Here is a 20616-nt window from a genome sequence, read left to right on the forward strand (position 1 = left end):
AGGGGGAGCCTGTGACGGGCTCCCCCTTGTTTGTCGGTGTGCGCTGCCGCAGCTTAGAGGTTGTCCGCCCAGGCTTTCAGGGCGTCCAGGTCCTTGATGAGCAGGGTGCGGCGGCTCACCTTTTCCAGGATATCGCTCTTGATGAAGTCGTTGAGGATCTGGGAGATGGTCTGGCGGGTGGTCCCCACCAGGAGGGCCAGGTCTTCGGTGCTGACCCCGAGTTCCACGATCGACCCTGCGGGGGTGCGGCGGCCGCGGTCCGCCTCGACCCCGACCAGGTACTCGACAAGGCGCCTGCGCACGTCCTTGAAGGCAAGGCTCTCGATGGTGGAAATGGAGTTCTTCAAGAGCTCGCCCAGGACGCGGACCGTGACGAGCGAGACTTCAGGGACGGCGAGGAGCTGCTGCTGTAGCCTGGTCGTGTTGCAGAAAAGGATCTCCGCCCCTTCGAGGGCCTGCACGAAGGCGCGGGTGTGGGTGGAGAAGACGTCGCCCGCCTCCAAAAGGGCCAGGGTGAACTCCTTCTCCTCGAAGGAGAGGAAGACCCTGAGCCGTCCGCTCTTCACCACGAAGACCAGGTTGCGCTCCTCGAACGGGGAGTAGATCAGGGTCTTCTTGGGAAAGTGCTTCAGGGTGAAGTCGCGCGGCAGGCCACCGTCTCCCTGCGGGTCGAAGAGGCGCTGCAGGTCTTTTTCTGTGAGTTTCATCTTCCCCGGCACCGTCGCTCCCTGGTCTCCGGGTGTTGGGACCCGGCCGTCTCGTTAGGCAGCCGTCATTGTTGCAGGTGTTCCCCCGGCGCGTCAACCTCGTAAACGGGTGGCCACGGGTTTCCCGGGAGCGGGGGCGAATGGACCAGCGTGCCGGATTCTCCCCCCTTGGGGGATCCGCCTTAGTGAGTGAGCCGCTCGGTGAGCCGTTCCTTGAGCAGGCGGACCTCGTCAAGCGAGGCGGGTGCGCAGCTGCCGGGGGCGAGGTTCTCACGGTCTGCCTGCCTCAGATCCTCGCTGAAGGAGAGGTGCCCCAACAGGCGCCCGGCGCTGAAAGCCTCCTCGATGAGCCTCCGGTCTCCGGCGTCGCGCACCTTGCTCCCCACCACGAAGACCTCCGCTATCCCCAGGTCCCGGGCAAGGGCCATGGTCTGGTGAGCCGTCTGGATGCTGCGCTGGCCGGGCTCGACCACGACGACCAGGGCGTGCACCGACTCGGCCGTGCGCCGCCCCAGGTGCTCGATGCCCGCCTCCATGTCCAAAATAACTACATCCTCCTCGTCCAACAGGAGGTGCCCCATCAGGCGTTTCACCAGCGTGCTCTCCGGGCAGGCACACCCCGTTCCCCCCTGTTCGAGGGTCCCCATCCAGAGGAAGCGGATCCCGTCGTGCTCGAGGCAGAACTTCTCGGGGAGGTCGCTTACCTTCGGGTTCAGCTTGAAGAGGGTGCCGTAGCCGCCGCTGGCTCCCGTGCGCTCTTCCGCGAGCTCCTTCATCCGGGCGATGGGGAGCAAGGCCCGGGAGCGCGCCGGCGGTATCCCCAGCGAGGCAGCCAGGTTGGCATCCGGGTCGGCATCGATGGCGAGGACGCGACTCCCTTCGTCGGCGAAGGCACGGGCGAAAAGGCTCGCGAGCGTGGTCTTTCCCACCCCCCCCTTGCCGGTGATGGCGAGCTTCAGTCCCTTCGAGTGGCCGTGGCCGTGGTGATGGTCGTGGCCGTGGTCGTGGCCGTGGTGGTGGTCGTGGTCGTGGCCGTGGTGGTGGTCGTGGTCGTGGCCGTGGCCGTGGTGGTCATGGTCATGGTGGTGGTCATGGTGCTCGCACATGTTCTGCTCCTTCAAATTGCGGGGGGAGCAACGGAGCCGCTCCCCCCTTTTTCTTAGATCCCCAGCGCCCTGCGCCGCTCGTCGATGACCGCCAGAAGTTTTTCGGCCGCCGCCTCGGGGTCGGGCTCCACCAGGAAGTAGCCGCCCAGAAGCTCCTTGGCCGTCTCGGTCACCAGGTCGGTCACAACCTTGGAACCGGTCACCTGCGGCATGATCCCCAGGTGGGTCGGAAGCCCCAGGGCGATACTCCAGGTGCCGATGGCCACCGCCTTCTCGGACATCGCCTCCGGTGCGCTGGCCACGAGGGGCAGCGCATCGAGGTCGACGCCGATCTTGTCGGCGAGCGCCACCGCCACCTGCACCGCGCGGCTGTTGTCCACGCAGGATCCCATGTGCAAAACCAGGGGGAGCGGGCCGCCCAAGCCGGCCGCCTCGCCGATCGCCGTCAAGACCCCCTTCAGGGTCTCGCCGGCCCAGGCGAGCGTCGCCTCCTGGTTCATCAGGCCGTGCTTGGCGAAGGCGCCCGCGCCGCAGCCGGTCGCCAAGAGGAGCACGTTCTCAGCGGCGAGTTTCTTCGCCATGGTGACGAAGCTCGAGTCCTGCTTGGCGTTGGTCGAATTGCAGCCGGCGAAAAGCGCGATGCCGCGGATGTTGCCGTTCACGACGTTGTCCAGCAAGGGCTTCAAGGGGTCCTCGGCGTCGAGGAGCGCGAGCGCCTCGAGGATCGCCTCGGCGCCGAAGCCGACGATCGAGGTCTCCTTGAAATCCGGGATCAGCACCCTTTGCGGGTTACGCCTCTTGAAGGCCTCGATGGCCAGGGTGACGATCTGGCGCGCGTTCTCGGCACCGGTCTCCTCCTTGAAGGAGACGTGGCGGGTGCCGGTGATCTTGCAGTCGTCCATGGTGGTGACGATCTCGGTGTGGAAGCAGGAGCCCAGCTCGGCTATCGAGGGCATGATGCACTGGACGTCCACCACCATGGCGTCTACCGCCCCGGTCAAGAGCGCGAGCTCCTGGGAGAGGTAGTTCGCGGCCAGCGGTATGCCGTGGCGCACCAGGACCTCGTTTCCGGTGCAGCAGACCCCGACCAGGTTGATCCCGGCGCTCGCCCCGGCGCGGCGCGCCTCGTCCTCCATGGTGTGGGCGATCTCGCAGACCAGGTCGCTTAAAAGCGGGTTGTGGCCGTGCAGCGCGATGTTGACCGCGTCCTCCTTGAGCACCCCCAGGTTCGCCGCGGTGATCACCGGGCGCGGCGTGCCGAAGAGGACGTCGGAGAGTTCGGTGGCGAGCGCCATCCCGTTGAAGTCGGCGAGCGCCCCCTTCACCCCCCCGAGTACCAGGTTCACCGGGTCGGCGTCGCAGCCGACGTTGGTGCGGGCCATGATGCCGGTCACCACGGCATCGATGTTGTGCGGCAGGACCTCGAGACCCGCCAGCTTGTCGAGCCGCTTTTCGGTGAGGCTCGCCTTGATCCAGGTGCAGGGGTCGTGGTGGTCCTGGTTCTGGAAGTCGGCCAGGGTTAAGAGCGCCACGTCGCGGGCCACCTCATGGGACCCGCGCCCGGCTTCCTCGATACCGAGCCGGCCTGCTATGCGGCGCAGTTTGGCCTCGTCACGGATCTGGTAGTCGGCAAGCCTTCCTTCGGCGACCCCCAAAAGGGCCAGCGCCACGTGGCGGCCGTGCTCGGAGTGCGCGGCGGCACCGGCCGCCATCATGCGGACCACGTTTCTGGCTACGATGACGTCGGCGTTTGCACCGCAGATGCCGCGCTTGGGGCCGTCCCCGAAGGGGTCGATGCGGCAGGGTCCTTTCCAGCAGACGCGGCAGCAGATCCCCAGCTGGCCGAAGCCGCACTGCGGCTGCATGGCCTTGTGGCGGTCCCACACGGTGTCGATCTTTTCTTTCTTGGCAACCGGCAACAGGACGGAGGCGGACGGGTCGAGCGAGAAGTTCTGGTTCATGGTTTCACCTTCCTTAGGGCGAGATGTTTGTGGGTCTGGGCGAGTTCGGCGGCGCGCGCTTCCATGAGCGACTGGCGCAGTTCCTCGAGGTCGACGAGGCTTATCGCCTTGGTGGGGCAGGCCTCGACACAGGCGGGGAGCTCGCGCCCGGTGTCGGCGCAGAGGTCGCACTTGCGCGCCACCCCGCCGTTACTGCGTCCGTCCGGCACCGTACCGGCTTCGGCCTTCACGGTGATGGCGCCGAACGGGCAGACCATGACGCATACCTTGCACCCGACGCAGTTCTTCTCGCGGATCACCACCCGCCCCCCCTCCTGGGCGATGGCACCGGAGGGACAGGCGAAGGCGCAGGGTGCGTCCTCGCACTGGCGGCACTGCACCGGCATGGCGACCCCGGCCGCGGCCACCACCCGGTTCCGGGGGCGCAGGATAACTCCCTTGAGCGCCGCCTCGTGCAGGCTCGAGGCACCGTGGGCGATGGCGCAGGAGAGCTCACAACTGTGGCACCCCAGGCACTTGCCGGCGTCGCAAAAGACGATGGCATTTTCACGCTGCAACTTGTTCATGACATGCTCCTTGTGGGATCTGTTGTACTGCCATTCTCTACACACTCTCCTCGCGCCCGGCGGCGCCGCGTCCCAGCCAACCCTCAGAATCGAATCCCCCCCGTCCCCCCTTTGCGAAGGTTCATCGGGAAATTTGAAAAGTTGCGCTACAGGTGCGCGTTTCGGACAGTGGCAACTCTGGATGAAATCCCCACTGTCCCCCCTTCGCAAAGGGGGGGACGAGAGGCCGCCTGCCTTCCTGCGTGCTACCTCAACTGCGCTTCCCCGGGAACCCGTTTCCCCTGGGATCGATGGCGTTTTCTTCTCGTCAGCGGTCGGTGCAGGAGATGCAGGGATCGATGGAGTTCACGATGAGCGGTATCCGGCTTACCGGTTCCCCCTTGAGCATCTCCCCGAGGGCAGCCCAGTTCGGGTAGCTGGGGACCCGCCACTTGAGCCTAACCGGCAGGTCAGTGCCGTCGGTCCTCAGGTAGTAGATGAGCTCGCCGCGCGGCGCCTCGGACTTGGCGATCACCTCTCCCGCCGGGATCTCGGGGAAACTCATGAGCGCCACCGGCCCCTCCGGAAGCTGATCCAGACACTGCTCGATGAGCGACACGGCCTGGCGCGCCTCGACAAGCCGTACCAGCGCGCGGGCGCGCACGTCGCCGGCGGCCTGCACGGCAACCTGGAAGCTCAGCCGGTCGTAGGCGCCGTAGGGGCTTTTTTCCCTGACGTCGTAGTCGATCCCCGCCGCGCGGGCCACGGGGCCGACCACCCCGAAGGCTTGCGCCTGCTCCCGGGTCAGGACCCCGACCCCCACGGTGGCGGCGGCAAGCGCAGGGTCGTCCGCAAAGACCCGGTAGAGCTCCTCAAGCGGGGCCTTGAGCCCCTCCAGCTGGCTCTTCAGATAGCCGACCCTCCCGGCGTCCAGGTCGTAGCGCACCCCGCCGATGCAGTTCGCCGCCAGGTCCATCCGGTTGCCGTAGATCGCCTCCTTGGTCTGCTGCACGGTCTCGCGCAACTCCATAACCCGGCGAAAGAGTGCGTGTTCCCCGACGATATGGGCGACCACCGCGCAGTTGAAGAGGTGCGACGCGATGCGCTTTATCTCATCCGCCACCGCCCTCAGGTACTCGGCCCGGGGCGGTACCACCATCCCCGCCAGCTCTTCCAGGGCCGTGCAGAAGGTACTGGGATGGCTGTTGGAACAAAGCGAGCAGAGCCGCTCCAAAAGCGTGATGTTCTGGTAGAAGTTGCGCTTGAGCGTCAGGTGCTCGAGGCCCCGGTGCACCTGGCCGGCCAGCACCTCGAGGCCCGCAACCCGGTCCCCCGCGGTCTGCACCCGGAAGTACATGGGCTCCTCGAGCCCCAGCTGGCGCGGCCCCAGCGTGATGACGGTGCGGCTCATGGGGCCACCTCCTCTTGGGCGGCCTGCACCTCGCGCCAGAGCCTCTCCCCGTTCGCACCGTTTATGAAGGTCGAGTAGGGGATGAGCCGCTCGAAGAGAGCCGGCTCGAGGGAGCGGTCCACGAAGAGCCTCCCCGGGTTGGGGTGCCCCAGCACCTCGATGTCGTAGAGCTCGCGGAACTCGCGCTCCTGCCAGTCCGCGTTGCGGTAGACCTGGGTGAGCGAGGGAACCCGGGCCCCCTCGAGGGGAAGCTCGAGGGTCAAGGTCAGGGTGCTGCCGTCCAGGTCGAAGTGGTAGGCGATCTCCCTGCCGATGGCGTTTTGCGGGGAGGGAACCAGGTAGGCGCTCACCATGCTCAGGCGCGCCTCGAGCCCTGCAAGCGCCCGGGCCACCATGGGGATCTCTTCCGGGTTGCCCAGCCGGTACCAGCCGCTCATCCCCCCTTTTGCGTCCCGCCGCCAGGCCGGCTCGCCCCTTTGCGCACCGAGCACCCCTTCCAGCACCCGTGCTACCGTTGCCTCTACGTCGTGCATCGCTTCACCCCTTCAAGACTTCTCACCTGGCGGCACTCGCTGCACAGGGTCTGCAACCGGGCGGTCTCCGCACTCAGCGCCCGGTATCCTTTCTTCATGAGTTCCGGCACCACCGGAAGCATCGGGACCCCGCACGCGCTGCAGGGGATCCGGGGAACCACCCCCTTCTCGACCTGGCGGTATTTCTCCGCCTGACGGTGGGCCAGGTCCCACTCCCTGGTGGGGGCGAGCGCGCCGGTCGGGCAGTAATGGCTGCACATGCCGCAGAAAAGACAGCTGTTGTGCCACAGCGTGAAGCCAAGCCCCGCCTCTTCCTCGTCGAAGCGGATGGCCCCCCCGGCGCAGACGTGCTGGCAGATGCGGCACCCCACGCAGGCCTCGGCCCGGTAGCGCATCCGGCCGCGCAGGTTTTCCGTCAGGGAACCCTCCTCCGGCCCAGGGGACACGGGGGGGTGCTCCCCGCCCCGCCAGAGCTGAACCGCCTTGGCGATGCCGGCCACGATGGCCTGAGGGCGCGGCGGGCAGCCGGGGATGTTCAGGTCCACCGGCACGAACTCGTCGAGTGGCGCCACCACGGCGTAACTGTCGCGGAAGGCCCCTCCCGAGATGGGACACACCCCGATCAGGACCGTGATCTTCGGGTCGGGGACCTCGGCGTATTCGGCGAGGACCTTCTCCCTGCTGCTAACGGTGAGCGGGCCGGTGATCAGCACCAGGTCCGCCTGGGTGGGGTCGGCGGTGAAGCTCAGGCCAAGGCGGTCGAGACCGAACCTGGTGATGGCCTCGGTGGCGGCCAGTTCCACGTCGCAGCCGTTGCAGGAGCCGGTGTTGATCCGGTACAGGCGCAGCTTCGGGAGAGGTGGTACCTTGCAGGTGTGCATGTCGCATCCGTCCTTGTGGCGGCGCCTTGTGGCGGCGCCGGGTTTCCAAGCTGGTACGGACTATAGGGGAAAGGAGAAGGAAGTTCTGTCGGCTGGCCGACAGTTGGTGTTTTTTGTGGAGGGGAGAGCTGCCTTGCGGCGGACCGGCGGGGTTCTTCACTAAGGCCCCCTCACCCCGCCCCTCTCCCGGAGGGCGAGGGAGAGGCGGTAGCCCGTGCGAGGGGGAAAAGTCCCCGAGTGCCCCTTAAGGCGCGACAGCGCCCTTAAACGTCAAGAGGCCGCCCCATAACGGGTGCGGCCTCTTAAGTGATGTACGTCGTACGTCTCGTGCTACTTCCGGTGCCCTCGGTAGATGGCGACCAGGGCGATCACCGCCCAGACCACCGCGAAGGCCGTGATAAAGGTAGCATAGAGCATGTTTCCCTCCAGGCTAGGTGCAGATACTGCATCGGATAGTCGGTACTAGGTACCGGTCGGCTACGGGTTGGCCCCGCCGCCTACTACCTTGTAGAAGCTGACCATGTTGTTGAGCCGGGCCAGCACCACGCTGATCAGGCTCTGCTGCGAATCGTAGAGCGAGCGCTGCGAGACCAGCACGTTCAGGTAGTTGTCGATACCCCGCTCGTAGCGGGCCTGGGAAAGCCTCAGGCTCTCGCTGTTGGCGTTGGTGAGCGCCTGCTGCGCCGCCAGCTGATCCTCGATGGTGCCGCGCTGGGCGAGCGCATCGGCCACCTCCCGGAAGGCGGTTTGGATCGCCTTCTCGTACTGGGCGACCATGATGTCGCGCTCCACCTCGCTCGCCTTCAGGTTCGCCTTGTTGAACCCGCCGTCGAAGATGGGAAGCGAGACCTGCGGGGCGAACTGCCAGGCCAGGGCGCCTCCCTTGAAGAGACCGGAGAGGCTGTTGGAGCCGATCCCGACCGAGGTGGTGAGGGCGATGCGCGGGAAGAAGGCGGCCCGGGCCGCGCCGATGTTGGCGTTCGCGCCTTTGAGCTGCGCCTCGGCCTGCAGGATGTCGGGGCGGTTCAAGAGGACATCCGAGGGGAGTCCCGGGGTGAGGTCCTTAACCCCCGTCATGGTCGCCGCGAGCTGCGTGGGCTTGAGTTCGTCGGGGACCACCGAGCCGACCACCAGGTTCAGCGCGTTCTCGTCCTGGGCGATCAGGGTGGTGTAGCGGGCGATGTCCACCCGCGCCGCCTCCACGCTGGTCTGGGCCTGGCTTAGGTCCAGCGCCGAGGCGACCCCGGCCGCAAAGCGGCTCTTGGTGAGGTCGAAGGAGGCCTGCTGGTTCGCCAGGGTCCCCTGTGCGATCCTCAGGCGCTCCCGGTCCGCGGCGAGCGTCAAGTAGCTCGTCGCCACCTGCGAGACCAGGCTGATCTGCACGGCGCGTCTCGCCTGCTGGGTGGCCAGGAACTCTTCCAGCGCCTGGTCCTTGAGGCTTCGCACCCGCCCGAACAGGTCGAGCTCGTAGGATGCGGCACCAAGGCCCGCGGTGTACTGGTGGCTGGTCCGGTGGCTGCCGGTGCTGGAGAAGTCCTTCGGGATCCCCTGGTAGTTCGCCTCGGCCGAGGCGTCGATCTGCGGGAACAGGTCGGCGCGCTGGATCTGGTACAGGGCCCGGGTCCGCTCGATGTTCAGGACGGCCACCCTCAGGTCGCGGTTGTTGTTGAGCGCGAGCTCGATCACCTTCCTCAACTGCGGGTCGACGAAGAACTCCTGCCAGGGGACCTCGGCCAAGGGTTTCTGGTCCTTGGCCGCCGCCTGGCTTGTATAGGCGGCCCCGGTCGGCCAGGCGGCCGGCACCGGTGCCTCGGGACGGCTGTATTTCGGGGCCATGGTCGAGCAGCCGCTAAGCACCACGAGCGCCCCCAAGGGGAGGACGAGGCCTCCCAGCATCTTTCTCATGACGGTCATAGGGTTTCCTCTCCAACAGTTTCAGGTACGGCAGCCGGCGCGTGCTCCTTCTTCGCGAACATGCGCGAGACCAGCACGAAGAAGAACGGGATGAAGAGCAGGTCGATGAAGGTCGCCGACAAGAGCCCGCCGGTCACCGCGGTGCCGATGGCGTTCTGGGCACCGGCGCCGGCCCCCTTGGTCAGCGCAAGCGGCAGCGTACCGAAGAAGAAGGCGAGCGAGGTCATGATGACCGGGCGGAGCCGGATCTTCACGGCCTGGCGGGTCGCCTCCATGAGTCCCAGCCCGTGGTGCAGCTGGTCCTTGATGAACTGGATGATCAGGATGGCGTTCTTGGTCGACAGGCCCACCGTGGTCAAAAGACCGATCTGCAGGTAGACGTCGTTGGGAAGCATCCTGAGTTTCACCGCGGTGACCGCGCCGACCAGGCCCAGGGGGAGCATCAGGAGGTTCACGAACGGGATGGTCCAGCTCTCGTAGAGGGCGGCCACGCTCAGGAACACCACCAGAAGCGAGATGGCGTAGAGCGCCGGGGCCTGGGCGCCGGCGTTGCGCTCCTCGTAGGAGAGGCCGGTCCACTCGTAGCCGATCCCCTGCGGCAGCTGGGCCGCCATCTTCTCCATCTCGGCCATGGCCTCGCCGGTACTCACCCCAGGCGCCGCGGCACCCATGACCTCGGCGGACGGGATGCCGTTGTAGCGCTCCAGGCGCGGCGAGCCGTACTGCCAGCGCGCGCTGGCGAAGGCCGAGAAGGGGACCATCTCGCCGGACTTGTTGCGCACGTACCAGGAGTTGATGTCCTCGGGGAGCATGCGGTACTGGGCGTCCCCCTGGATGTAGACCTTCTTGATGCGGCCGTTTTCGATGAAGTCGGTGACGTAGGTGGAGCCCCAGGCGGTGGAGAGCGCGCTATTTACGTCGTCCAGCGATACCCCCAGGGCGCCGGCGCGCACGTCGTCCACGTCCAGCTTGAACTGCGGGGAGTCGTCCTGGCCGTTGGGGCGCACCGCCACGAGTTTCGGGTTTTTCATGGCCATCCCCAGGAGCTGGTTTCTCGCCTCCATGAGCTTCGCGTGACCCAGGCCGCCGCGGTCCTGCAGCTGGAAGTCGAAGCCGTTGGCCTGACCGAGCTCCACGACCGCCGGGGGGGCGATGGCGAAGGCCAGACCGTCGCGGATCTGCGAGAACCCCTTCTGGGCGCGCATCACGATCGCCTTGGCCCGCATGTCAGCGGTGGGTCTCAGCTTCCAGTCCTTCAGTTTCACGAAGCAAAAGCCCATGTTCTGGCCTCGGCCGGCGAAACTGAAGCCGGAGATGGTGACCACCGACTCGACGGTGTTCTTCTCGTTCTTGTCGAAGTACTCCTGGACCTGCCGCATCACCGCCATGGTCCGCTCCTGGCTGGCACCGGCGGGAAGCTGCACCTGGCAGTAGAGGATCCCCTGGTCCTCATCCGGGAGGAACGAGGTGGGAAGGTGCAGGAAGAAGAAGGCCATCACCCCGACGATGACCGCGTACACCGCGAGGTAGCGGCCGATCTGCCCGAAGGACTTGCCGACGATATGCTCGTAGCGCTCGCGGCAGAACTCGAAGGTGCGGTTGAAGTAGCGGAAGAACCAGGCGAACCAGCCCCGTTCGCCGGCGTGGTGCCCCTGCTCGACCGGCTTTAGGAGCGTGGCGCACAGGGCCGGGGTGAGCGTCATGGCCACCAGCACCGACAGGATCATCGCCGAGACGATGGTGATGGAGAACTGCCGGTAGATGACGCCGGTGGAGCCGCCGAAGAAGGCCATCGGGACGAAGACCGCGGTGAGCACGGTCACGATCCCCCAGAGCGCCCCGGTGATCTGCCCCATCGACTTGATGGTCGCCTCACGGGGCGGGAGCCCCTCCTCGGTCATGATGCGTTCCACGTTCTCGACGACGACGATGGCGTCGTCCACCAAGAGGCCGATCACGATGACGAGCGCGAACATGGTGAGCGTGTTGATCGAGAAGCCCGCCGCGGCGAGGACCCCGAAGGTTCCCAGGAGGACGACCGGCACCGCGATGGTCGGGATGAGCGTGGCCCTGATGTTCTGCAGGAACAGGAACATGATGATGAAGACCAGCACGACCGCCTCGAAGAGGGTCTTCACCACCTCTTCGATGGAGATCTTCACAAAGGGGGTGGTGTCGTAGGGGTACACCACGCGCACCCCGTTCGGGAAGAACCTGGAGAGCTCAGCCATCTTGGCCTTGATGCGGTCCGCGGTCTGCAGAGCGTTGGCACCCGAGGCGAGGCGGATCGCCATGCCGCCGATCGGCTTCCCCTGGTAGTAGGACTGGATGTCGTAGTTCTCGGTACCGATCTTCGAGGTCGCCACGTCACGAAGCTTCACCGTGGAGCCGTCCGGGTTGGTACGCAGGATGATGTTGTCGAACTGCTCGGTGGTCTGCAACAGGGTGCGCGCCGTGATGGTCGCGTTCAGCTGCTGGCCGGGCAGCGCCGGGTTGCCGCCGAACTGCCCCGCCGATACCTGGGCGTTTTGCGCCTGCAGCGCCGCCGTCACGTCACCGGTAGAGAGGTGGTAGTTGTTCATCTTGGTCGGGTTGAGCCAGATGCGCATGGCGTTCTGGGAACCGAAGACCTGGAGCTCGCCCACCCCCTCGAGCCGGCTCACGATGTCCTGGACGTTGGAGACCAGGTAGTCGGTGAGCGCGTTCCTGTCCATGGAGCCGTCTTCGGAGATGAGTCCGACGAAGATGAGGTAGTTGCGGGTGGACTTCACCACCTGGACACCCTGCTTCTGCACGATCTGCGGCAAAAGGGGCGTCGCGAGCTGCAGCTTGTTCTGCACCTGCACCTGGGCGATGTTCGGATCGGTCCCCGCCTTGAAGGTCAGGTTGATGGAGACCGCCCCTGCGGAGTCCGAGGTGGAGGACATGTAGATCAGGTTATCGATGCCGTTTAGCTTCTGCTCGATGACCTGGGTGACGGTGTCCTGGACCGTCTGGGCGCTCGCGCCGGGGTAAACCGCGTTGATGGTGATCTGCGGCGGCGCGATGGCCGGGTACTGCGAGACCGGCAGCGCCTTGATGGACAAAAGGCCCACCAGCATGATCATGATCGCGATCACCCACGCGAAGATCGGTCGGTTTATGAAAAAACGGGGCATCGTGATTCTCCTTTAGTTCCTTGCTGCTGCGGGCTTAGCGGCCGGTGCGGCAGCGGCGGGTTGGGCCGTCCCGGCGGCGGGGGTGGCGGCAGCCGCGTTGAAGGGGACCGCCTTCACCGGAGTCCCCGGCTTGGCCTTTTGCAGCCCGTCCAGGATCACGCGGTCGCCTGCCTTGAGGCCATCGCCCACCAGCCAGTTGTCCCCCACGGTCCTGACCACCTTGACGACGCGCGGCTCCACCTTCTCGCCTTCACCCACGGTCATCACCACCGCCTCCCCCTTGGGGTTGCGGTTCACGCCGCGCTGCGGCACCAGGATGGCCGCGTCGTTCACCCCTTCCTCGATCTGGGCGCGCACGAACATCCCCGGCAGGAGGGCCTGCTTGGGGTTGGGGAACACGGCGCGCAGGGTGACCGATCCGGTGCTCTGGTCCACGGTCACCTCGGAGAACTTGAGGGTACCCGGCAGCGGATAGGGGGTGCCGTCCTCCAGGAGGAGTTTCACCCGGGCCTGTCCGGCGCCGTCCTTCTTCAGGACGCCGTTGGCCAGGTTCTGGCGCAGCCTCAAAAGGTCCGAGGTCGACTGGGTCACGTCCACGTACATGGAGGAGAGACCCTGGATGGTGGCGAGCGGCGTCGCCTGGCTCGCGGTCACCAGCGCGCCGTCGGTCACCGCCGAGCGGCCGATGCGCCCGGAGATTGGGGCGGTCACCCTGGTGTAGCCCAGGTTGATGTGGGCAGTCTCGACAGCTGCCTTGGCGGCGGCGACATCCGCCTCGCTCTGCTTCAGGGAGGCGTGCGCGTCGTCGTAATCCTGCTGGCTCACCGCTTTGATCTTCACCAGGTCGCGGTAGCGCTCCTCCTTGAGTTTCAGGGTCCCCAGGTTCGCTTCGGCGCGCGCCAGCGAGGCGCGTGCGCTGTCGTAGGCGGCCTGGTAGGTTGCCGGGTCGATCTGGTAGAGGACCTGGCCCGCCTTGACGTCGGTCCCTTCGGTGAAGACACGCTTCTTGATGATTCCGTTGACCTGCGGGCGGACCTCGGCGATCAGCTGCGGTGCGGTTCTACCGGAGAGTTCGCTGATGAGCGCCACGCGCTGCGGCTTGATCTCAAGGACTCCCACCTCGGGCGGGCCGGCGGGGGCGGGAGCCGCCGCGGTGGCCGCTTTCTTTTCACAACCCGTGACCAGCAAGCTGCCAGCGATGAGTCCCACAGTGCCAATGAGTTTTAAGCTCGTCCTTACTTGCATACAACACCTCGTACTTCGTTGATTGATGGGGCTCCGCTGGCGGCGCCCCACGATTGAATGGTATGAATCCTATCTCCTGATGCCGTCCCAGCACGCCGCCATGAGTTTGTCGATCAACTCGTCGTTGAGGGCGACGAACCCCAGGATGTGGTCTCGAACCACGACCTTCAGGGGGCCGAAGGCCAGGGCGAACAGAATGGGCATCGGGAGGTCCTTGATGACCTGCTGGACCACCCCCTCTTCCAAAAGGTCGCGGTAGATGTGGCAGTCCCCGGTTTTCCGCTGCAGGATGTCCCTCTTGAACTCGACCCCGTAGGGGGAGTTGTGGAACTGCTCGATGTAGCGGAAATGCAGGGGGTGATTCACGAAATAGCGTGCGAGGGTGGTGAAGATGTGGTGGAAACGCTCCCTCAAGGGCTTGGCTTGCTGGTAGTCCTGCATGATCACCGCGCCGATCTTGTCGTCGATCTCGTGAAAGAGGTCGACGATGAGGGCGTCCTTGTTCTCGAAGTAGCGGTAGATGGTCCCCGCCGCCACCCCGGCCCGCTCGGCGATCATCGCCATAGGCGCGCCGTGGAACCCCTGCTCGGCAATCAGTTCGAGCGCCGCGCGGAAGATCTCCTCACGCTTGTCACAGCAGTTCGACATGTTCGCAGTACCCCCTTGTACCCTCGAGTGAATGAACACTCGTTCAGTAGATTTCCAGCACTACGCCGTTTCCATTTTTTTGTCAACGGTGATTTTCTTAAGGAAACTTGCAATACCACCGTATTGTAAGGATTGTGCAACGATTTGTCAGGATCGTGCAAGAATCCACGAGGGTCCAAAAGCGAATGATCGTTCACTCCGATTGGGGTGCAACGATACTATCGTGTTCGTCGATAGGGGAGGCAGGGCGGCAGGGTAGTCTTGGGAAGCGGGTCGGGGGGAGAGGGGACTGCGGGACCATTGGGTCAGAGATGCGCCCCCTCACCCCTACCCTCTCCCAGAGGGCGAGGGGGGTGGCTCCCGTGGTAGCTGGGGGGCTCCGCGGAAGGCCGCGAGGCGACCGCCGATCCGGTTGCGGGTTGTGGGGCCAGGGAACGCAGACCTGCGACGCTGGAGCGTCCCGCAGAGGCGTTCCCACGCTCCGGCGTGGGAACGAGGGCGCAAAGGGGGGGCTGCTACCCCCTCCTGAGCACGCGCTTGTCGCCCATGCGGATGGTGAGCTTCTCCTGGTCGAAGAATTCCAGCAAAGGAATCATGAACTTGCGGGACAGGCCGGTTATCTCCCGGAACTCGGGAGGGGTGATCTCGCCCTTCTCTTTGAGGTAGGCGGTGAGTTTTTCGCGCAACTCCTGGAGCGCTCCCGGCGCGTAGAAGATGTCGCTCTTGACCTTGGCCGCCCTCCCCTCGCGCACCAGGAGGTTCGCGTGGTCGAGGAGCTGCTTCTCGGTGCACCCCAGCTGGTCGCAGAGCTCCTTCTGGGTCGGGGGTTCCAGCCACCCCTTCTTGAGGATCTCCTCCAACTTTGCCTGCACCCCCGCCTGGTCCACGGTGACCCCGACCTTGCGCCCGGGGAGCTTCACGATGTCGCGCTCGGACTGGGCGGAGCCGTCCTTCTCCATGCTGGCCAAAAGCGGGCCGAAGAAGCGCGGGTCGCTACGTCTGGGGACGCGCGACTTGAGCTCCTCCTTGCCGATACCCTCCTGCATCGGGTTGTCGTTCAAGTAGCTCACCAGCTCGTCGGAGAGCTTCTGTTTCAGCGCGGCGAAGGCCTGCTTCCCGAGGAAGATGCGCGGCTCCTTCACCACCTGGAGCACGGCCCCGGAGGAGAGCAGGGGGCCTAGCGCCGCATCGATCTTCTTCGTGGACATGCCGGATCTGTTCACCAGCTCCTCGAGGGAGAGACCCGAGAAGAGCGAGGACTCCACCATGAGGCGGATCCGCTCCTGGTCGGTCCCCTCTTCCGCCGCGGCCAACAGCTCGAGTGCCTCGGAGCTCCGCCTCCTGCGGCGCGGGGGGCCCGGGTCCAGCACCGTGCCGCCCCCCAGGGTCGCCTGGGGAGAGTAGGTGCGCACCACGAAGGGGTCGCCCGGCAAGAGGAGCACCGGGTGGGCAAGCCTTAGCTGCGCGAAGCAGCTCTCGCCGGGCTTCAGGAGGTCGCGGTCGAAGAGGATCACCTGTGCCGGCACCTCGTAGGTCGCCGAATGCAGCCTCAGGGTGGCCCGGTGTTTCAGGTCCTTGGGTGCCGAAGCGAGGTAGTCGAGCCTGACGTCCACGGCGCGGGTGGGGCGGTAGAGCCCCTTGGGGACCACCACGTCGCCGCGCTGAACCTCGCTGTGGTCCACCCCCTGCAGGTTCACCGCGAGCCGCTCGCCGGCACCGCCGCGCTCCACCTTGGAGCCGAAGGACTGCACCCCGCGCACCCGGCAGGCCTTCCCCGCCGGCAGCACCTCAACCTCGTCCCCCACCGCAACCGAGCCGGCGAGGAGCGTCCCGGTGACCACCGTGCCGAAACCGGTCACCGTGAAGACCCGGTCCACGGGGAGGCGGAACGGGGCATCCACGCGCTTTTGCTCGATGAGCCCGGCCATCCGGACGAGCTCCTCTTTGAGGACCGGGATGCCGTCGCCGGTTCGCGAGGAGACGGCCACGATCGGGGCTTCGGCCAGAAAGCTGCCGGCGAGATAGTCGCGGACCTCCTCGGTCACCAGGTCGAGCCAGTCCGGGTCCACCATGTCCTTCTTGGTGAGCACCACGATGCCGCGCTTCACCCCCAAAAGCGAGCAGATCTCCAAGTGTTCGCGGGTCTGGGGCATGATCCCTTCGTCGGCTGCGACCACCAGGAGCACCAGGTCCATGCCGCCCACCCCGGCCACCATGGTGCGCACGAAGCGCTCGTGGCCGGGGACGTCGACGATGCCGAAGCGCACGTCGCCGGGGAGCTCCAGGTGCGCGAAGCCGAGCTCGATGGTGATGCCGCGCGCCTTCTCTTCCTTGAGACGGTCGGTGTCGATGCCGGTGAGGACCTTGACCAGCGAGGTCTTGCCGTGGTCGATGTGGCCGGCGGTGCCGAGGATGAGGTGTTTCATGTCGTGGGGCTCCTAAAACTCAGTGGTACAAAGGACTCAATAGACGAAAAGGACACAAAGGACGAAAAGACACCCCGGGTTATACCTAAAAAAACCGCATACAAGGCAACCCGTAATCTTCGGCCCGTCTTCGAGGTCGCGGCAAGGGTCGCCGCATCTATGTGCCGGCGCTCATTCCTTGAACTGCAGTTGGTAGAGCCGGTAGTAGAGACCTTTGGCGGCCAGGAGCTCGGCGTGGGTCCCCTCTTCGGCCTTTTCGCCGCGGTGGATCACCACGATACGGTCCGCGTCGCGGATGGTGGAGAGCCGGTGCGCCACCACCAGTGTGGTGCGCCCCTCCATGAGCCCTTCGAGCCCCTGCTGGATGAGACGCTCGCTGGCCGGGTCGACGCTGGCCGTCGCCTCGTCCAGAACCAGGATCTCCGGGTCGAAGGCCACGGCACGGGCAAAGGAGATCAGCTGGCGCTCGCCGGCGGAGAAGTTCCCCCCGCGCTCGCGCACCTCCTCGTCGAACCCCTTGGGGAGCTGCCTGATGAAGCGGTCCGCCCCCACCACCGCCGCCGCGCGCTCCACCCGCTTGGCCGCCTCGGGATCTCCCAGGGAGATGTTGTAGGCGATGGTGCCGGTGAAGAGGTAGGGGTCCTGCAGCACCACGCCGATGCGGGAGCGCAGGGACTTGAGGCTCATCTCCCTGATATCGGTGCCGTCGATGCTGATACAGCCGCGGTTGATCTCGTAGAGCCGGGACAAAAGCCGTGTCACGGTGGTTTTTCCCCCGCCCGTTTCGCCGACCAGGGCGACCTTCTCGCCGCTTTTCACCTCCAGCGAGAACCCTTTGAGCACGTAGTCCTCGTTGTGGTAGGCGAACCAGAGGTCACTGAAGGAGATGCTCCCCGGCGTGCGCCTGCCGCCTGCGGCGGCAACCGCTGCCGCTTGCGGGGGGGAGACCAGCAGCCGGGCCGGCTCCTGTTCCTCTTCCTTCTTGTCCAAAAGCCCGAAGATGCGCTCCAGCGAAGCCATCGCCCCCTGCATCACCGAGTACTTGGCGGAGAGGTCCCGGATCGGCGAGAAGAAGCGCTCGATGTACTGGATGAAGGCGACCAGGGCGCCGAAGGAGAGGGTCTCCTTGACGATTTCGCCGCCGCCGTACCAGATGATTAGCGCCACCGCCACCGAGGAGAGGGATTCGACCACGGCGTAGAGCGCGGCGTCCCAGGTGATCACCGGGAGGTTGGCGTCCCGGTAGGACTCGTTGAGGCGCCGGAACTCCCGCGCCTCGTCGCGCTCCCGGTTGAAGAGCTGCACCACCATCATGCCGCCCAGGCTCTCGGCGAGGAAGGCGCTCAGGTTCCCGAGGCGGGCCCTGACCTGGCGAAAGGCGACCCGCATCCAGTTGCGGAAGGTGAAGGCGACCCAGATCAGGAGCGGCAGCACCGAGAAGGTGACCAGGGAGAGCTTCACGTTCATCCAGAGCATGATCCCCACGATCCCCGCAAGGACCATGACGTCCCCCACGATGGTCACGATGCCGGCGGCGAACATCTCCCCCAGGACCTCGATGTCGCTGGTGAGCCGGGAGACCAGGCTCCCCACCGGCGTCTGGTCGAAGAAGCGGGCCGACAGGCGCTGGATGTGGGCGAAGAGCTCGATGCGGATGTCGTACATCACCTTCTGGCCGACGTACTGCAGCAGGTAGACCTCGACGAAGGTGACCGCCGACTCGGCGAAGATGAGCCCCAGAAAGCCTGCGGCCAAAAGGGGAAGCCCCTCGAGTTTCCCGGTGACGATGTGGTTGTCGATGGCGCTCTTCAAGAGCCAGGGCTGGGCGAGCTTGGTCACCGCCATGATGGGCAGCATGACGAGCACCACCCAGATCAGGCGCCGGTAGGGCGCGATGTACCGGACGAAGCGCCGCATCAGCTTGCGGTCGTACATCTTGCCGACTACTTCATCTTCGTAAATGCCGCCAAAGTGCATGGGTGTCCTGTTGGTCTTCCTGCCGGGCGCGTCGCGCTCGCATCTATTACAGCTTCTCGATCTCGGCCTTCAGCTGCTCTTCGCGGTGGATCGCCGCGTAGCGGCCACCTTGCGCCAGGAGCTCTTCGTGGCTTCCCTGCTCCGCAATGGCACCTTCCTCCAACACCAGGATCCGGTCGCAGCCGCGCAAGGGGGAGAGCCGGTGCGAGACGATGAGCACGGTCCGCTCACCGTAGTAGGTGGACAGGGCGCGCAAAATCTCCTCCTCGGTATCGGCATCGACTGCGGAGAGCGGATCGTCCAGGATGAGGATCTTCGGCTCCTTGATGAGGGCCCGGGCGATCGCCACACGCTGCTTCTGTCCGCCGGAGAGCGCCACGCCGCGCTCGCCGACCAGGGTGTCGTAACCGTCGGGGAACCTGGCGATATCGCCCGCGAGCCCCGCGATCTGGGCCGCGCGCTCCACGTCCTCGCGGGTGGCACCGGGCTTTCCGTAGGCGATGTTGTCGCCGATGCTGCGGGAAAAGAGAAAGCTCTCCTGGGGCACGAAGCCGACGGCGGCACGCAGGGTGGCCAGCGGGATCCGGTTCAGCTCCACCCCGTCCAGGAAGATCTGGCCGTCGGAGACCGGGAAAAGTCGCGGGATGAGCCGCACCAGGGTCGACTTGCCGCTCCCCACCACACCGACGATGCCGATCCGGGATCCCTTGGGGATCTTCAGGTCGATGCCGCGCAGCGTGGGAGCCTGGCCATAGGAAAACTCGAGGCTGCGGAACTCGATCTCCCCCTCGATGACGGCGTCGGTGGCGGGGTGCGCGGGATCGGTCACCACCGGGTGCGCGTTGAGAATCTCTCCCAGCCTCGCCATGGACGCCGCACCGCGCTGCAGCATGTTGAGGATCCAACCGAACATGATGGTCGGCCAGACCAGCATGGCGAGGTAGCCGTTGAAGGCGACGAAGCCGCCCAGGGTGAGCTCCCGGTGGATCACCATGTTGCCACCGACGAAGAGGACCACCAGGGTGCCCAGGGCACCGGTCGCCGCCATGACCGGAAGCATCCAGCCGCGCAGCTTGGCGACCCCCATGCTGGCCTCCAGGTAGCTCGCGCAGACCTCGCGGAAGCTCTCCACCTCCCCCTCCTCGCGGCAGTACGCCTTCACGACCGCGGCCGCCGAGACGTTCTCCTCGACGCTGCTGGTGAGTCGGGAGAGAGCCTCCTGCATCTTCTTGGAGCGGCGGAACATGGAAGCGCTCATCTGCTTCACGATGTACACCATGACCGGGAAGGGACCGATGGCGCACAGGGTGAGAAACGGCGAGATCCGGGTCATCAGGAAGACGGCCGCGCTGTAGACGATGACCGTGTTGAAGAGGCTTAGGACGCCGAAACCAAGGAGCATCCTGACGTTGGTGAGGTCGTTGGCGAGCCGGGAGAGGATGTCGCCGGTGCGCCAGGCGGAAAAGTAGGGGCGATCCAGGGTCAGCAGCTTCTGGTAGAGGTCTTCGCGCAGGAGGAACTCGATGCGGCGCCCGGCGTTCAGCATCGTGGTGCGGGAAAAGACGCGCACCACACCCTGGATGAGCGCGGCCGCGGCGATGAGGCCGCCGTACTGCGCCGGGGTGAGCGAGGCGGGGGTCGGGTGCTGCAGCCCCTCGATGGCGAGCTTCAGGAGCCAGGGTATGGCGAGCCCGCAGGCATTGGTGCCCACCAGGAGCAGCACACCCACGCAGTAGGCACCCCAGCAGGTCTGCATGTATGTGGAAAGACGGCTGAGTTGGCTGATAGCACGCACCTCGCAGGGGATTGGACCACCGTTACATGTATGCTATTTCGTCAGAGGTGTCAAAGCTTTTGCCAGTGCGGACCGGCCTTCGTTTCTGTTTTAAAATGACGTAAACCACCCCGGGCAAGGGGCCCGGCGAGGCGAGGCCCTCCAAGCCCAAGCCACCCGTACCCGCGGCACAAATCATTCTAGATCAACCACTTTCACCGCAGACCCTTTTCCGCCCCTCTTTGTTTTAAAAAATTGAAGGTTTTCGGTAATTTTCGAACAATTGGGGAGCCTCGGAAAGCGCTTTTTCTGGCCTGTTTCGGCAAAAGA

The 20616-nt window shown here is 65.6% G+C and carries 14 protein-coding genes; all 14 read right to left on the reverse strand.

Annotation, left to right across the window (positions count from 1 at the left end; translation table 11 throughout):
- Positions 1-53 precede the first annotated feature (53 nt).
- The gene (locus GMST_RS05410) at positions 54-707 is read right to left on the reverse strand and encodes a Crp/Fnr family transcriptional regulator (protein ID WP_246399190.1); all 654 of its coding nucleotides are present in this window, start codon (positions 705-707) and stop codon (positions 54-56) included.
- A gap of 182 nt (positions 708-889) precedes the next feature.
- Positions 890-1813 carry an ATP-binding protein gene (locus GMST_RS05415; RefSeq protein ID WP_246399191.1) on the reverse strand — a complete coding sequence of 308 codons (924 nt, stop codon included), beginning with the start codon at positions 1811-1813 and terminating at the stop codon, positions 890-892.
- 53 nt (positions 1814-1866) lie between these two features.
- A complete protein-coding gene (gene cooS, locus GMST_RS05420) occupies positions 1867-3774 on the reverse strand; it encodes an anaerobic carbon-monoxide dehydrogenase catalytic subunit (RefSeq protein WP_183353612.1) in 1908 nt (635 codons plus the stop codon).
- The gene (locus GMST_RS05425) at positions 3771-4340 is read right to left on the reverse strand and encodes a 4Fe-4S dicluster domain-containing protein (RefSeq protein WP_183353613.1); all 570 of its coding nucleotides are present in this window, start codon (positions 4338-4340) and stop codon (positions 3771-3773) included. The genes cooS and GMST_RS05425 overlap by 4 nt, the downstream gene beginning before the upstream one ends.
- A 307-nt stretch (positions 4341-4647) precedes the next feature.
- On the reverse strand, positions 4648-5730 hold the full coding sequence (locus GMST_RS05430) for a hydrogenase large subunit (RefSeq protein ID WP_183353614.1): 1083 nt from the start codon (positions 5728-5730) through the stop codon (positions 4648-4650).
- On the reverse strand, positions 5727-6263 hold the full coding sequence (locus GMST_RS05435) for an NADH-quinone oxidoreductase subunit C (RefSeq protein ID WP_183353615.1): 537 nt from the start codon (positions 6261-6263) through the stop codon (positions 5727-5729). Before GMST_RS05435 ends, GMST_RS05430 begins: the two co-directional genes overlap by 4 nt.
- Positions 6251-7144: an NADH-quinone oxidoreductase subunit B family protein gene (locus GMST_RS22710; RefSeq protein ID WP_183353616.1), complete on the reverse strand. Its 894-nt coding sequence runs from the start codon at positions 7142-7144 to the stop codon at positions 6251-6253. The genes GMST_RS05435 and GMST_RS22710 overlap by 13 nt, the downstream gene beginning before the upstream one ends.
- Positions 7145-7621: 477 nt before the next feature.
- Positions 7622-9058, reverse strand: a complete 1437-nt coding sequence (gene adeC, locus GMST_RS05445) for an AdeC/AdeK/OprM family multidrug efflux complex outer membrane factor (RefSeq protein WP_308936484.1) — start codon at positions 9056-9058, stop codon at positions 7622-7624.
- Complete coding sequence (locus GMST_RS05450) at positions 9055-12216, reverse strand: efflux RND transporter permease subunit (protein ID WP_183353617.1); 3162 nt, start codon at positions 12214-12216, stop codon at positions 9055-9057. Before GMST_RS05450 ends, adeC begins: the two co-directional genes overlap by 4 nt.
- 12 nt (positions 12217-12228) lie before the next feature.
- Positions 12229-13461, reverse strand: coding sequence for an efflux RND transporter periplasmic adaptor subunit (locus GMST_RS05455; protein ID WP_183353618.1), 1233 nt, complete (start codon positions 13459-13461; stop codon positions 12229-12231).
- A 69-nt stretch (positions 13462-13530) separates the two neighbouring features.
- Positions 13531-14109 (reverse strand): TetR/AcrR family transcriptional regulator, encoded by a 579-nt coding sequence (locus tag GMST_RS05460; RefSeq protein WP_183353619.1) that lies wholly within the window; start codon positions 14107-14109, stop codon positions 13531-13533.
- A 515-nt stretch (positions 14110-14624) separates the two neighbouring features.
- Positions 14625-16535, reverse strand: coding sequence for a selenocysteine-specific translation elongation factor (selB, locus tag GMST_RS05465; RefSeq protein ID WP_183353620.1), 1911 nt, complete (start codon positions 16533-16535; stop codon positions 14625-14627).
- Positions 16536-16706: 171 nt separating this feature from the next.
- A complete protein-coding gene (locus tag GMST_RS05470) occupies positions 16707-18512 on the reverse strand; it encodes an ABC transporter ATP-binding protein (RefSeq protein WP_183353621.1) in 1806 nt (601 codons plus the stop codon).
- 46 nt (positions 18513-18558) lie between these two features.
- Positions 18559-20268, reverse strand: a complete 1710-nt coding sequence (locus GMST_RS05475) for an ABC transporter ATP-binding protein (RefSeq protein ID WP_183353622.1) — start codon at positions 20266-20268, stop codon at positions 18559-18561.
- Positions 20269-20616 lie beyond the last annotated feature (348 nt).

The organism is Geomonas silvestris (assembly GCF_014193515.1).
Lineage (GTDB): Bacteria > Desulfobacterota > Desulfuromonadia > Geobacterales > Geobacteraceae > Geomonas > Geomonas silvestris.